The sequence below is a fragment of the Shewanella canadensis genome, from assembly GCF_003966225.1.
GTDB lineage: Bacteria > Pseudomonadota > Gammaproteobacteria > Enterobacterales > Shewanellaceae > Shewanella > Shewanella canadensis.
The window spans coordinates 478,682-493,623 of the sequence record NZ_RXNU01000003.1 but is presented as its reverse complement, the minus strand read 5'-3'; the positions used below and the strand labels follow the sequence as shown (position 1 = coordinate 493,623).

The window sequence follows — 14,942 nt, the reverse complement described above, 5'->3', positions numbered from 1 at the left end:
ACGCTATTCCCATTATTATTTTAGTCTTACTTGAGCGACTCAAGTTCTTCCCATCGCTCAAAGCAAACTTCCAACTCCTGCTCTTTATTGGCTAGCAGCTCGAGTTGAAGGTTAATTTTATCTTGATCCTGAGCATAAAACTCTGGCGCACTAATCTTTTCCTGTAAAGCTTCAACCTCTTGCTCTAACTGCTCCATGGTGGCTGGCAACGATTCGAGCTCGCGCTGTAACTTATACGATAGCTTCTTTTCAACTTTAGCTTTTACTGGGGTTTTAACCTCTTTGGCCTCAACCTCGACAGGTTGGACACTCTTTGTCTCTTGAGGTTCCTCAGAATAAAACTTTGCTCCTTGAGACACGGCATCTTGATAACCGCCAACATATTCAGCCCAACCACCGTTACCCGTGAACCACCAACTACTAGTCACAGTATTATCGATAAAGGCTCGATCATGGCTGACGATAAGTAAGGTGCCAGGATAATCAGCAAGTAGTGACTCTAACAACTCTAAGGTCTCAATATCAAGGTCGTTCGTCGGCTCATCAAGAATAATTAAATTAGCGGGTCTTAGCAGTAGACGTGCTAACAGTAGTCTATTCTTTTCACCGCCTGAGAGTGCTTTAACCGGTGTTCTTGCTCTCATCGGTGAAAACAAGAAATCCTGCAAATAACTCAGAATATGACGGTCTTGACCATTAATAGTAATGGTCTTCTTACCTTCGCCGACATTTTCTTCCACTGTCTTCTCAGGATCGAGTGCTTCGCGGTACTGATCGAAATAGGCAATTTCGAGTTTGGTACCGACTTTAACACTCCCCGACTGAGCTTCTAGCTGACCAATAAGTAATTTTACTAATGTCGATTTACCACAGCCATTAGGTCCAATAAGCGCAATTCGGTCACCGCGCATGACTGAAGTCGTGAAATTTTTAACCAGATTCTTATCTGGAAGATTGTAATTTAGATCTTCAATATCGAATACTAACTTACCGGAGCGATCGGTATCCGCAACCGCCATCTTAGCGGAGCCTTGACGATTAAGGCGTGCCATACGCTCTACTCGCAGTGCTTTAAGCGCGCGTACCCTACCCTCATTTCGGGTTCGTCTCGCTTTCACACCTTGACGGATCCACGTCTCTTCATCGGCTAGTTTTTTATCGAAGTGTGCATTTTGCTCTGCTTCAACTCTCAACCATTCAACTTTACCATCTAAATATGCTTGATAATTTCCAGGCCAAGAGGTCACAACGCCACGATCAAGATCCACGATTCGGGTCGCCATTCTTGAAATAAACCCCCTATCGTGACTCACAAAAACAATTGCACCTTTATAGCTCATTAAGAACTGCTCAAGCCATTCGATCGTATCGATATCAAGATGGTTAGTCGGTTCATCTAAAAGAAGTAGATCAGGTTCGCTAACCAGCGCTCGGGCGAGTGCTACTTTACGTTGCCAGCCACCCGACAATTCAGATAGAGCACTGTCAGGGTCTAAACCTAATAATTCACAGTTCTGGTTGATTCGGCTATCAAGCTGCCAACCATTGAGGTGATCAATATCCTCTTGCAAACGCTCCATCTGCTTGAGCATACGCTCCATCTGCTCAGGATCTGCACTGCCAAGATCATGGGCCAACTGATGATAACGCTCCAACTTCTCCCCTACTTCTTGCAGACCTGCAGAAATATAGGAATAGACAGACCCCTTATCAGCCTTAGGGGGATCTTGCTGTAAACGACTCACTTTAACATCTGTAGCTATGTTAAATTCGCCCTCGTCGAGTAATACATCACCACTCAATACCTTCATTAAGCTCGATTTGCCAGCACCATTTCGACCAACGATACACACTCGCTCGCCGGGTTCGATGGTAAAATCGGCTTTTTGCAATAATGGTGTATAGCCATACGCTAACGAACCACTATTAATACGAACTAAACTCAAGTTATGCTCCTAAAAATTCTTTCACATTATCAATATCAAAAGGCCAATTTAGCTCTTTATTGGTATCAATCTGTTTTAATACGGGAATGCGTATACCATATTGCTCGGCAAGGAAATCGTCATCGCAAATATCTTGCTTCTCATATTCAAGCTGAATTTGATCGAGTAACTGTGCAGCAAGTTCACACAGATGACAGGCATCTGTGTGAAACAAGATATACTGAAATGGATTACTCGGCATGGGTCAACAGCCAAGTATTATGGATTTGTGGATTACGTTTGAAATCCAAAGGTAACGTCTGATTATCGATATTTTTAACGGTAAAATTCAATGCTTCTAATGCTTCGATCTCCATTTTAAACTTACGCTTATTGTTAGAGAAAATAATCTCGCCGTTAGGATTCAATAGCTTAATTAAACTCGATAACAAGGCAACATGGTCACGTAGAACATCGAAAGAATCTTCCATGCGCTTTGAATTGGAAAACGTTGGAGGATCGATAAAAATAAGGTCAAATTTATCATGAGTGGTTTTGATCCACTGCATGCAGTTGGCTTGAACAAACTGATATTTATCATCATTCAACCCATTTAAGGCAAAATTCTCTTTAGCCCAGTTGGTATAGGTATTTGACATATCGACCGTTTTAACCGATTTAGCCCCACCCAATGCCGCATGCACAGAAGCCGTTCCGGTGTAAGCAAATAAATTCAGTACATCTTTGTCTTTAGATTTTTGCCCAACGAGCTTACGCGTGAGGCGATGATCGAGGAAAAGCCCCGTATCTAAATACTCTTTGAGGTTTAGCTTAAATTTAGCCCCGTACTCAGTGGTAATTAGCTCAAGTTTATTTGCTTGGATCTTCTCATATTGATTAGTGCCCTTCTGACGCTCACGAGTTTTTAAAATAATATGCTCGGGATCGATACCAATAGCACTAGGCAAGGTGATCAAAACGTCAGTAAGACGACGTTTAGTTACAGACTCTGGAATATCTACTGGTGCGGTATATTCTTGGATCACAACGTAATCGAGATATTTATCGATGGCAACTTTATAGTCAGGTAGATCGGCATCGTAGATACGATAGCTATCGACGCCCTCTTTTTTAGCCCACTTCTGCAATTGCTTAAAATTCTTTTTGACCCGGTTAGCAAAAGGCACCGCAATGTCACTGACATCGCCGTCTCGATTGATTTTGGTTGGGTCGACACGGCGTGTATTTTCTGCATGAACAGTATAAAGATTAAATGCACATTCCAGCGCACCGTTATTCATCTTCATCTGCTTGTCAGCTTTCAGCTTCAATGCGGATAAAAGTTCAACATCACTGTTTAGAATAGCGAGATTCCAACCACCAAATTCAGCCTTAAACTTATCACCTAATTGATAATACAGCTGTAAAAGCGCTGTCACTGTGCCTAATCGCTCACCATAAGGCGGGTTACTGATAAGGTAACCTGATTCAGCAGGCACTTTAACATTCAGTGCATTTGAGACGTCAAACTCTATCAGATCCAATACGCCCGCATTTTCGGCATTACGTTTTGCCAGAGCAACGAGCCGTGAGTCTATGTCTGAGCCATAAAACTTAGTCGTACAACGTGTTTTGCCTATTGACGCTCTGGCTTTGGCTTCGTCTAACAAACCTTGCCATACTTTGTCACTATGTCTGTGCCAATGTTCAAAACCAAAACGCTCACGATGTAGTCCGGGCGCCATATCGCAAGCCATCATTGCGGCTTCAATCAATATAGTACCACTACCACAGAACGGATCCATTAGGGTGACCGGAGTCTTTTGCCAACCACTACGAACCAACATGTTCGCAGCCAGGTTCTCTTTTAATGGTGCCTCACCCGTTGTTGAACGGTAGCCACGCTTATGGAGCGCCGGACCAGAAAAATTCAAACCGATAGTGATCTGTCCGCGGCGATAGTGAGCATCGATTCGAAAATCTGCATCCACACGAGCCACATCAGGTCTTGGGCAGTCATCGTCACGGAAACGGTCAACGATGGCATCTTTAATCTTAAGCGCACCAAACATGGTGTTATTAATAAAGCCACCCATACCATGAAAATCGATGCTGAATGTACTACGGTGATTAAACTCCATCTGCCAATCGATACCATAAGCCGCATTATATAGCTGCTCGGGGGATTCACACGGGCCTTTGTGGATAACAAGAATAATACGGCTAGCTATCCGCGACCATAGCGTTATCCGGTATCCTAATTCCAGCGAAGCCGAAAAATAAACACCTGCAACACTCTCTTTTATTTCAGAAGCACCGAGTTCTGCAAGCTCAAGTGATAACGCATATTCGTAGCCCCTAGGAGCCGCAGCAAAGAAATTTAACATCGATAAATTGATACACATTAAAAATTAATCAGACATTATACCCGAAGACGAGACAAATGATAAAAAGTTATTGGATAAGTGGCTCAAAAATCCACTTAGGTTATGCAGGTTTGTACGTTCACGATGCGTTTAGCTTCATTAATGAACGTTCAATCGAGTTATCGTAAATGTGGCTTGCAATGGGAAAATCTTATCGCTATAGTTCGCCCCGCTTTGAGAGGGAGCGGGTTTGAGATTGTCAAATCTAGCAAATCCTTAAAAGTGAAACTAGGACGCGGGATGGAGCAGTATAAAAGCTACTCGGACTCAGCTATTTATGAAAGCAAGGCGAAGGTCGTTGCCCCGCTTTTATATAAAGTAATCCAGCTCCCGCAACCAATTCTTAGATTGAAAGAATCAAAACTTCAATTCATTCATCTAGTGTATAGGTCATCCGGACGCGGGATGGAGCAGTATGGTAGCTCGTCGGGCTCATAACCCGAAGGTCGTTGGTTCAAATCCAGCTCCCGCAACCAATTCTTTAGTAAATAGAATCAAAACAATTTACAGCGTTTATCGGACGCGGGATGGAGCAGTATAAAAGCTACTCGGACTCAGCTATTTATGAAAGCAAGGCGAAGGTCGTTGCCCCGCTTTTATATAAAGTAATCCAGCTCCCGCAACCAATTCTTAGATTGAAAGAATCAAAACTTAAATTCATTCATCTAGTGTATAGGTCATCCGGACGCGGGATGGAGCAGTATGGTAGCTCGTCGGGCTCATAACCCGAAGGTCGTTGGTTCAAATCCAGCTCCCGCAACCAATTCTTTAGTAAATAGAATCAAAACAATTTACAGCGTTTATCGGACGCGGGATGGAGCAGTATAAAAGCTACTCGAGCTCAACTCTTTATGAAAACAAGGCGAAGGTCGTTGCCCTGCTTTAATAAAAAGTAATCCAGCCCCCGCAACCAATTCTTTAGTAGAAGAATAAAAACATCTATTAGACTTTAATAAAAAACAGTCGCGGGATGGAGCAGTATGGTAGCTCGTCGGGCTCATAACCCGAAGGTCGTTGGTTCAAATCCAGCTCCCGCAACCAATTTTTATCTAAAACCAAAGTCGATACCCTGCTTTAAAATAAATCCGCTTCCCTAGCCATTTTCTTGATCCGTACCTTTATTTATTCACCATTCAGCTAATTATAAATTCATCAGATTCATAACTATTGATTCAAACTTTTCATTAATTTTTCTGTGTTCTGTGTTCTGTGTTCTGTGAACGTACGATAAATTAAAGATCGACTCTCATCTTTTTATGGCGATTTAATAAGGTTGATTATTTCGGAGAGGATGGAAACATTAAGTCAGACCCTGGCCATCGCAAAGATAACCAGAGGTAACCAGAGATAAAATAAGTAGTGGGTAACTCAGCTGGGAATTAGTTAAGCCGCAACAATATGTCGCTTGATATTTAATGGGTACAATCTGTCATTCATGACCTTGATACACTCAAATTGCATTAATGACTTAGTGCCATTTAGCGAAAGTTCATTTGATAAGAGCATAACGAGTGATGCTTGAATATTTGCTTCAACCACCAGGACCTGAGCGTTCACCCCTTGACACCTTAGTTGAAAAACTTTAGCTAATTCGCTATAGACACACATAGTGCTTGTATCGAAAAACCAGGATTTAGGCATCTGAGGCTTTAATAAGAAATGTGCAGCAGTCGCATTAAGAGCCAATTGCACCTTAGCCGCATCAGATAAACTCATCGACTTAGAGAGCCTCTCAACAAACTCAATATAAAATTTAGCGTGTTCGACACTGAACTCTAATTCCGATTGGGCATCAGGGATTAAAGATTTAGATTTATAAGGGGTCAGAAATTCCATATCTGAGCCTAACGAAACGCTTAAAAAACCATACGCATCGTTATATATCCATTGCCAATCCCTTTTTGGCATTAATAACATAACGTTTACCCATAATATAAAGTACAGCTCGATAATAGATGATAATTTATCCAATATCAAAATATATTTTCAAAATATGAGTTTAATAACAATATGTTATATTGATCATGCGCGATCCAATTGCGATCGCGCGATCAAAAGTAGATCCAATAAAGATCTATTTACTATCGAGCCCTATAAGCTTCAACGATATCTTGAATTAATTTAGGTCCCTGATAGATAAACCCTGAGAATATTTGCACCATTTTTGCGCCTGCATCGAGTTTATCTAAAGCATCTGAAGCAGTATTAATTCCACCGACACCAATGATCGGTATCTCACCTTTTAAACAATCAGCCAACTGTTTAATCACCGCTGTAGATAATGAATTTAATGGCTTACCACTTAACCCACCCGCTTCATTAGAGTTCATCAAACCACTGACACCATCTCGACTGAGTGTTGTATTGGTCGCAATAGCACCGTCAAATTGATTTCTGATCAGTGAATCTGAAATTTTCTCAATCTCTTCTGTTGACAAATCCGGTGCAATCTTAAGAGCGATCGGAACATACTTACCATGCTTCTCAGCAAGATCTTTCTGTTTGGCTTTTAATGATCCCAATAGATCATCAAGCAAATCACCATATTGTAGACTACGGAGTCCCGGAGTATTAGGAGATGAGATATTGATGGCTATATATGCCGAATATTCATAAACCTTCTCCATGCAGATAAGATAATCATCTTTACCCTGCTCTACCGGCGTATCTTTGTTCTTACCAATATTGACGCCAACCAAGGCACCTGACTTAGCCGCTTTTAAATTTGCAACCAGATTATCAACCCCCTTGTTGTTAAATCCCATTCTATTGATAATCGCTTTCGCAGGCTTCAGTCTAAACAGACGTGGCAGATCATTACCCGGTTGTGGTCGGGGGGTTACTGTCCCCACTTCAATATGACCAAACCCCATCGCATGAAAGCCATCGATGCACTCGCCATCTTTATCCATCCCTGCAGCTAAACCAACGGGGTTAGGAAAAGTCACTCCCATAAACTCAACAGGGGCTTGAGTAAACTTCTGCGCATAAAAACAATCTAAAGGTGTATTCGCCGTCGCCTTAAGACTTACTATAGCAAGATGATGCGCCTTCTCAGGATCCATCTGAAACATGACTTTTTGAGCAATTTTGTAAAACATGTTTTCTCCTAGACCGAAAAAAGCCCCGGCATTTGCCAGGGCTATTTAATTATTATTGTTTACTTTTGACCTTCACAATGAAGAATCAAAAGGTTTAGTTCACGTAATGCGACCGAGAACTTCGCAAACTCATGGATCTGCGAAGTCTTAAAGTCTGCAAGCATGTGGAACCATCTCTCCAACAAGCCCTCATTGGAGTCGATCCACTGCGTGATTATTGTCTCTGCATCACACGTATCTGTACAGGCACGAAGTACGACCGAGCTCAGTGAACGTTGCTGCCAATCTAACTCTTCTCTAAAGGCCGCTCTTGCGAGCGCTTGCCAATGGTTCGCTACCGGCTGAGCACTAATCTGATCTAAGAACCAGTGTAACTCAACACGCGCACCTAACTTGAAGTACGTCTGAGCAACTAAGGCTACAGGCTTATCTTCAAGTTCAGCGATTTGTGATATATCCAGTGCAGAGAATAAGGTACTCATATTAACAACATGGGTAGCAACATCTTCAGTAACGCCCTCTTTAACTAAAGCAGCAATTTCTGAACGTATGCCGTTGACCTCTTCTTCGACCATATAATTGTGTACATTCGCCTTTAAGTCAGCGAATACTGGAGCATAAAACGTTACAGTTTGCTCAATACTATGGCTGCGATTGCGATGGCGTAGGAACCAGCGACAAGCGCGACGAATATTTCGGCGAATTTGATGTAGCATTTCACCTTGAACAACTGCAGGAATAACTCCATTTAATGCAGTGATCTCTTTGGTTAAATCATATAAACCAAACACTTCACGTGCCATAGTGTAACAAATGGCAGCTTCAGCTACTGAGGCACCGGTCTCATCTTGCATACGTTGAACAAAATTAAGGCCTAAATCATTCACAAGCTCATTCGCGAGTGAGGTGGCAATAATTTCTGCACGCAGTGGGTGAGCTACCATACGGTCGCTGTACTTCTCTTGTAACTGTTGAGGGAAATAAGCGATGAGCAGCTGACTCAGGAAAGGATCATCGGTAATTTCAGGCGTTATCAATTGCTCTTTTAACACCATCTTCGCATAGGCAACCAGTACAGAAAGCTCTGGACGAGTTAGCGCCTTACCATTAGCGAGTCGCTCCGCAAGTTCATCATCTGACGGAATGAACTCCAGACCTCTGTCCAGCTTACCGTCTTTTTCAAGATAGTGAATAAAACGGATCTGCTCTTTAAGCTGTTCAGCACCTCGAACCTGAGTAACCGAAATGGTTCTGGTTTGATCTTTACAGTCTTGTAAGACAATACGTCCGACTTCATCAGTCATCTCTATTAAGAGGCGATTACGCTGCTTCAACGTCATTTCACCATCTGTAACTAATGCGTTCAGTAAGATTTTAATGTTGACTTCATTATCAGAACAGTCAACACCACCGACGTTGTCCACGAAATCCGTGTTCATGCGTCCGCCGTTACTGGCATATTCGATACGACCAAGCTGAGTACAGCCTAAGTTACCGCCTTCACCGATAATTCTGGCCTGAACTTCATTACCATTGACACGAAGTGCATCATTGGCGCGGTCACCAACTTCGGCATGAGTTTCGTTCGATGCCTTAACATAAGTGCCGATACCACCATTCCAGATAAGATCGACCTTCATCTTAAGAAGCTCTTTCAACAACTCCGTTGGTGTCATCGATACTTTCTTAGTTTCCAGCATCTTCTTCATTTCTGGGGTCAAAGAGATCTTCTTAGCAGAACGAAGGAATATGCCCCCCCCTTTAGAGATAAGCTCCTTGTTATAGTCTTCCCAACTTGAACGAGGGAGTTCAAATAGTCTCGCACGCTCTTTATAACTTGATGCTGCATCAGGGTTAGGGTCGATAAATATATGCATATGGTTAAAAGCTGTGACCAAACGAATATGTTCAGATAACAACATACCGTTGCCGAATACATCTCCGGCCATATCACCGACTGCCAAGCAGGTAAAATCTGTTGTCTGGCAATCGATACCTATCTCACGGAAATGACGTTTAACAGACTCCCAAGCACCTCGGGCCGTGATCCCCATCTTCTTGTGGTCATAACCATTACTACCACCAGAAGCAAAAGCATCACCTAACCAGAAGTTATACTCCGCGGAGATAGCATTAGCGATATCAGAGAAGGTTGCGGTGCCTTTATCGGCTGCGACGACTAAATAAGGGTCATCTTCGTCATGACGAACGACATTCGCAGGCGGAACGACTTCCCCATTGATAATATTGTCAGAGATATCCAACAGACCGCGAATAAACAGGCGATAGCACTCTTGACCTTCGGTAAAGAACGCTTCGCGCCCCCCCTCTGTCGGCAGTTGCTTACAAACAAAACCACCTTTAGCACCAACCGGTACGATTACGGTATTTTTAACTTGCTGCGCTTTAACGAGACCCAATACTTCAGTACGGAAATCCTCACGACGGTCAGACCAACGCAGTCCACCACGCGCCACTTTGCCACCACGAAGGTGCACACCTTCGACTCTTGGTGAATAGACAAAGATTTCAAATTTAGGCAAAGGACGAGGCATCTCAGGGATCTCTTCCGGTGCAAATTTGAATGAAAGATAAGCTTTCACTTCACCAGTTTCGCTAACTTGATAGAAGTTCGTTCTCAGCGTGGCATTGATAAGATCTAAGTAACGACGAATAATTCTGTCATCATCCAGGCTGGACACATCTTCCAAACGCAGATCGATCTGTTCAACAAACTTACTCAGCGTGCGAGTCTTAAGTTTCGGGTTAAACTTACGCATAAACATCTTAACCAGAAAATCTGCGATCTGAGGATAGCGAGTGAATGTCTCTTCGATGTAAGCTTGGCTGAAGGTTGCATCGATCTGGCGCATATATTTCGCATAGGCACGTAGAATCGAGACTTCTCTTCCACCAAGACCTGTCGCTAACACTAATCGGTTAAAGCCATCATCTTCAAGTTTCTTTCTCCACACTTCAGATAGAGCGGTTTGGAAACGAAGTTGACTATCAGCGATGCTCTGTGTTGACGTGCCCTGCACTGTCATCAAGAAATCAAGGATCCAATAGGTTGCGCCATCCGCCGTCTTAAGTTCATAAGGACGTTCGTTGATCACTCTTAGACCGAAGTTTTCCAGCATAGGTAAAACATCTGACAGATGAATGGGCTCATCTTTATGGAACAACTTCAGACGAACTTTACTGTTATTAAGTGCAGTCTCTTGTGGCTGATAGAAAAGCATTCCCAGTTGCAGATCATCATTTAAAGATTCAAGGTGCTGAATATCGACAACGGCAGAGCTTGGCAATACATCCTCTTTATAACTGCGAGGAAAGGCATTGATATAACGCTTGCTAAGACTCTTACCTAACTCTTCACCCTGAGCACTACTCAATGCATCATTGAGTTTATCTTCCCAAGAGCGAGCAGCTTCAATTAAATTGTTTTCGATAGCAGCCACATCCACATCCATATTATTATTATCGACTTTCACTATGTAATGAGTTCGCGCGAGCGTTGATTCTGAAAAGTAAGTGGTAAATTCAACTTGTGAATCACTCTTGAAGTGCTGGCCCAGAATTCGCTGAGTGTCTTCACGTAATTTAGTGTTATATCTATCTTTAGAGACGTATACCAAACAGGACAGGAAGCGACCGAAGCCATCTTTACGTACAAATAGTTTCAATTTATCTCTATCTTGCATCTCCAGAACACCATGGGCGACATGGGCTAACTCTTCGACATTCCCCTGAATAAGTTCATCGCGGGGCAGTGTCTCTAGGATATGCATCAAGGCTTTATAATCGTGAGAACTCGGCGTCAAACCGGAGCGGTCCAGCACTCGCTGTACTTTTTCGGCTAACATTGGAATTTCACGAGGGCTACGATTATAGAGATTAGAAGCATAGAGTCCTAAGAATCTATCTTCGCCAATAACATTCCCTTTTTCATCGAAACGTTTAACGCCAACGTAATCGACGTAGGCTGGACGGTGAACACGACTCTTTTCGCTACTTTTGGTCAAGACCAACAAGCTATTATCCAAGGCTTCTTTACGAGCACTTTCCGATAACTGGGAGAGGAGTAACCCGGTTTCAGGCTTTGGCTTGCCGGGAATATTCATTAATCCCAGGCTCGTTGAAGTATCAGGAATGAGCTCTAAATCACCTTCTACCTTGTGCAGGTCGTATCTGCGATAGCCTAATAGGGTAAAATGGTGATCATTAAGATACTTTAGGAAATTAATTGCTTCTTCACGCTCACTCTTATGACCCGGGTAAGGACGAGTATCGAGCTCTTTTATTGTCTCTGTCAATTTGGCAGACATAATGTCCCAGTCGCCTACAGACGCTGCAACATCACCCAATACTGACTCAATTTCTTTCTCTAATTGCTTGATATCCTTATCACTGCTTTGCCTATCAATCTCAATCAGGAACACAGCGACCTTTTCAAGTTTCTCGCTACCCTCATCCCCGTAGTGAACCTGCGTAATCATCCCTTTAGTTCTTTTTATTGAGAGAGGAGTATGCAGAATAGCGTGGGCCGTGATACCAATTCGATTGAGTGCCATACCGACAGAATCAACCAGGAATGGCATATCGGGTTGAATAACTTCGATGATCGAGTGAGTCGACTGCCAACCATGCTTAGACTGGCTAGGGTTAAATACCCGAATATGGGACTCCCCCTTAGGGGTGACATTTGCCGAATTCCATAAACTTAATACCGCACCATAAAGGTCACTATCATTACGGGCATTAAGATCGTCTTTCGACATATGGGCATAAAGACAAGAAGCAAGCTGCTCTACTTGTTTTGATTGTGCATGAGGAACTTTAGAGTGAATTAGGTTAACTACATTTTCGAGTAGTACTGAAGGCATTGCATCTTTCAAGGCCATGTTGCTGTTTCCTTAGGGTCTATGGCAGCGCTTTTATAATTTTTGGGATGCTTGTACAAATGACCGGTCTGGAGAATGTGACCTAGGTCATGCGCGAAGTCTATTACTAAACTTGCCATTTTTCGAGTGTTATTTTAGTGGTAGATCCTCTGCGAAACCAGTAATAGTGGTATTTTTGTGCTAAAGATGAAAAATCAATCGGCATTTGAGCGTAACTATGCAAAAAACAGGGTAATAAAAAAGGGAGCCGAAGCTCCCTCTATCCCTATTCTACTCTGGGTTTTCGCCAAAAGAAGGCGCCGATTGCCGGCAAAATAATTATGGCTCCTAACATATTAACTAAAAACATAAATGTTAGAAGAATCCCCATATCCATTTGAAACTTAAGTGCAGAGAAGAACCAGGTGCTCACACCAATCGCTAGTGTAAGGCCGGTGAATATAACCGCACTTCCCCTTTCAACCAACGCCTCATAGTAGGCTTCCTGAACAGGCATCCCATCTCTAAGCCTCACAGCCATAGTAGAAAGAATATAGATGCCATAATCGACGCCGATACCCACCCCTAATGCGATAACAGGCAGAGTACTAACAGCCAGACCGATATCGAGCTGCGTCATCAGTGCCTGAGCTAATGTTGATACAACGTAAAGTGGTAGTACGACAGCTACGGTAGCCCGTAGCGATCTAAAGCTGATTAAACAGAGAATAAAGACCGCACCATACACGTACAGCATCATAGGTAACTGCGCTTCTGCCACCGCCTCATTCGTTGCCGCCATGACACCGACAGGACCTGAAGCCAACTTAAACTTCAGCTTTTCCGAATCCATTTCAGCTGCCAGAGTCTTAACTTTATCGATCACCAATTCAATGGTTTCGGCCTTATGATCTTTTAGGAACAGATAAACAGGCATGACAGAACAATCACCATTGAGCAAACCCGATGTGGTCGGGACTCGACCAACGGCTTGTACCAGGCTTGCCGTAGTACGTGGTAACACTTGCCACTTAGGATTTCCCTCGTTGAAACCGGCATTAACGCGCTTAGCCACAGACGCTAGGCTTGCAGTCGCCTCTACACCAGGCGTGTTACGGACCAGCCATTCAAACTCATCAATTTCTGTTAAAACTGAATGATAAGTACAGGCTTCAGGAAAGGCTTCTACAATCACGGTCATAACATCGGTAGTAATTGAAAACTTATCAGTGATATAAAAAGTATCCTGATTGTAGCGAGAATCAAAATGAAGTGCAGGCGCGCCGCCTTGCAGGTCACCCACTTTCATCAGGCTAGCTTGCTGAGCGCCAAGAGCGTAAAGCCCGGTAGTGATGAGTAACACCCAGATGGCATATTTAGTCGTGGCAAACGCAGACAGCTTCTTCCAGATATGGTTTATTCCATCATTGGAAGGATCGTGAGACCTTTTCGGTGGAGTAACCTGGGTGTATGAGATAACCAAGGGCAATAAAATCAAGTTGGTGAGAATGATGACACCAACGCCTAAAGAAGCCGATATCGCCAACTCCCGAATAATACCGATATCAATCGCCAGCAAAGTTAGAAAACCCACAGTGTCAGACAAGAGCGCGATTCCACCGGGGATCAACAAACTTCTGAACGCCGAGGCTGCTGCTGATTTAGTCGACTTGCCATCGGCCACCCTGCGCCTGACCGCGTTGATCATCTGTACGCTGTGACTCACGCCAATGGCAAAGACAAGGAAAGGGATCAAAATTGACATCGGGTCTAAACCAAACCCAACCACGGTCAGTAATCCCAATTGCCAGATCACGGCGATTAAACTACAAGCGAGTGGCAAAAAAGTCAGTATCAGCGATTTTGAAAACAGATAGACCATGATAGCGGTCACGATGATCGCTATCAGGAAAAACAGCACGACTCCCTTGGCACCATCGGCAACATCACCCGCCATCTTGGCAAAACCGATAATGTGAATTTTTATGTCGTCATTTTCGTATTGAGTTCGCAGCTCCTCTTCAAGCTGAGATGCAAATGCAAGTGTGTCTAATGGCTCACCCGTTTGAGGGTCAAAATCCATCAGTTGAGCTGACACCATGGCCGCCGAATAATCTTCAGCAATGAGTCTGCCTACAATACCGGCTTTTTCAATATTATTTCTTACAACGGAGAGTCCGGCGGTTGTTGTCGAGAAGTCTGCCGGTATAACCGGGCCGCCCGCAAAGCCATCTTCGACCACCTCAGTAAAACGCGTCGATGGCGAAAACAGAGACTTAACCTGTGCCCTGTCGACACCAGGAATGAAGAACAACTGATCGTGAACATTCTTTAACGCATCGAAGAAACGCTCGTTGAAGATATCACCACTCCTGTCTTCAACCGCAACCATAATACTATTAGCCCCACCAAACTGTTTTTGATGCTTGAGGTAGGTCTGCATATAAGTATGGTTGAGCGGAATGTTCTTAATAAAGGCAGCATCCATTTTAAGGTTGCTTGCCTGTAAGCCTAAGAACACTGTCGTGACTAAAAAAACAAGAATAACAAATGCTCTATGCCTGAATAGATAGGATTCAAGTCCATTAACCATTTTATCTAACATCT

7 protein-coding genes and 3 tRNA genes are annotated in these 14,942 nt (G+C 43.3%); 3 read left to right on the top strand and 7 right to left on the bottom strand.

All coding sequences use genetic code 11. The features are described 5' to 3' along the window. Nucleotides 1-26: 26 nt before the first annotated feature. From EKG38_RS08290 to rlmKL, 3 genes are read right to left on the bottom strand one after another with little or no spacing between them, the layout of a single operon-like run. Nucleotides 27-1,946 carry an ABC transporter ATP-binding protein gene (locus EKG38_RS08290; RefSeq protein WP_126519791.1) on the bottom strand — a complete coding sequence of 640 codons (1,920 nt, stop codon included), beginning with the start codon at nucleotides 1,944-1,946 and terminating at the stop codon, nucleotides 27-29. Nucleotide 1,947: 1 nt separating this feature from the next. After that, nucleotides 1,948-2,187: a glutaredoxin family protein gene (locus EKG38_RS08285; protein ID WP_126519790.1), complete on the bottom strand. Its 240-nt coding sequence runs from the start codon at nucleotides 2,185-2,187 to the stop codon at nucleotides 1,948-1,950. Beyond that, nucleotides 2,177-4,312: a bifunctional 23S rRNA (guanine(2069)-N(7))-methyltransferase RlmK/23S rRNA (guanine(2445)-N(2))-methyltransferase RlmL gene (gene rlmKL / locus EKG38_RS08280; RefSeq protein ID WP_126519789.1), complete on the bottom strand. Its 2,136-nt coding sequence runs from the start codon at nucleotides 4,310-4,312 to the stop codon at nucleotides 2,177-2,179. Before rlmKL ends, EKG38_RS08285 begins: the two co-directional genes overlap by 11 nt. Before the next feature lie 438 nt (nucleotides 4,313-4,750). On the opposite strand from rlmKL, the gene EKG38_RS08275 reads away from it, so the two are divergent. The 3 genes from EKG38_RS08275 (at nucleotide 4,751) to EKG38_RS08265 (ending at nucleotide 5,392) form a co-directional block, all read left to right on the top strand. Then, nucleotides 4,751-4,827: transfer RNA gene (locus EKG38_RS08275), tRNA-Met, on the top strand. Nucleotides 4,828-5,037: 210 nt separating this feature from the next. After that, nucleotides 5,038-5,114 (top strand) — tRNA-Met (locus EKG38_RS08270). Between the two features lie 201 nt (nucleotides 5,115-5,315). Beyond that, nucleotides 5,316-5,392, top strand: a tRNA-Met gene (locus EKG38_RS08265). A gap of 342 nt (nucleotides 5,393-5,734) precedes the next feature. Here the strand turns inward: EKG38_RS08265 and EKG38_RS08260 are convergent. The 4 genes from EKG38_RS08260 to EKG38_RS08245 all read right to left on the bottom strand — a co-directional run bounded on the left by EKG38_RS08260 (nucleotide 5,735) and on the right by EKG38_RS08245 (nucleotide 14,940). Continuing rightward, on the bottom strand, nucleotides 5,735-6,268 hold the full coding sequence (locus EKG38_RS08260; protein ID WP_126519788.1) for a cell division protein ZapC: 534 nt from the start codon (nucleotides 6,266-6,268) through the stop codon (nucleotides 5,735-5,737). A 164-nt stretch (nucleotides 6,269-6,432) separates the two neighbouring features. Then, the gene (pyrD, locus tag EKG38_RS08255; RefSeq protein ID WP_126519787.1) at nucleotides 6,433-7,452 is read right to left on the bottom strand and encodes a quinone-dependent dihydroorotate dehydrogenase; all 1,020 of its coding nucleotides are present in this window, start codon (nucleotides 7,450-7,452) and stop codon (nucleotides 6,433-6,435) included. A gap of 59 nt (nucleotides 7,453-7,511) precedes the next feature. Then, entirely contained in the window at nucleotides 7,512-12,356 is a 4,845-nt protein-coding gene (locus EKG38_RS08250) for an NAD-glutamate dehydrogenase (RefSeq protein WP_126519786.1), read from the bottom strand. Nucleotides 12,357-12,621: 265 nt separating this feature from the next. Further along, a complete protein-coding gene (locus tag EKG38_RS08245; RefSeq protein ID WP_126519785.1) occupies nucleotides 12,622-14,940 on the bottom strand; it encodes an efflux RND transporter permease subunit in 2,319 nt (772 codons plus the stop codon). Between the last annotated feature and the right edge of the window lie 2 nt (nucleotides 14,941-14,942).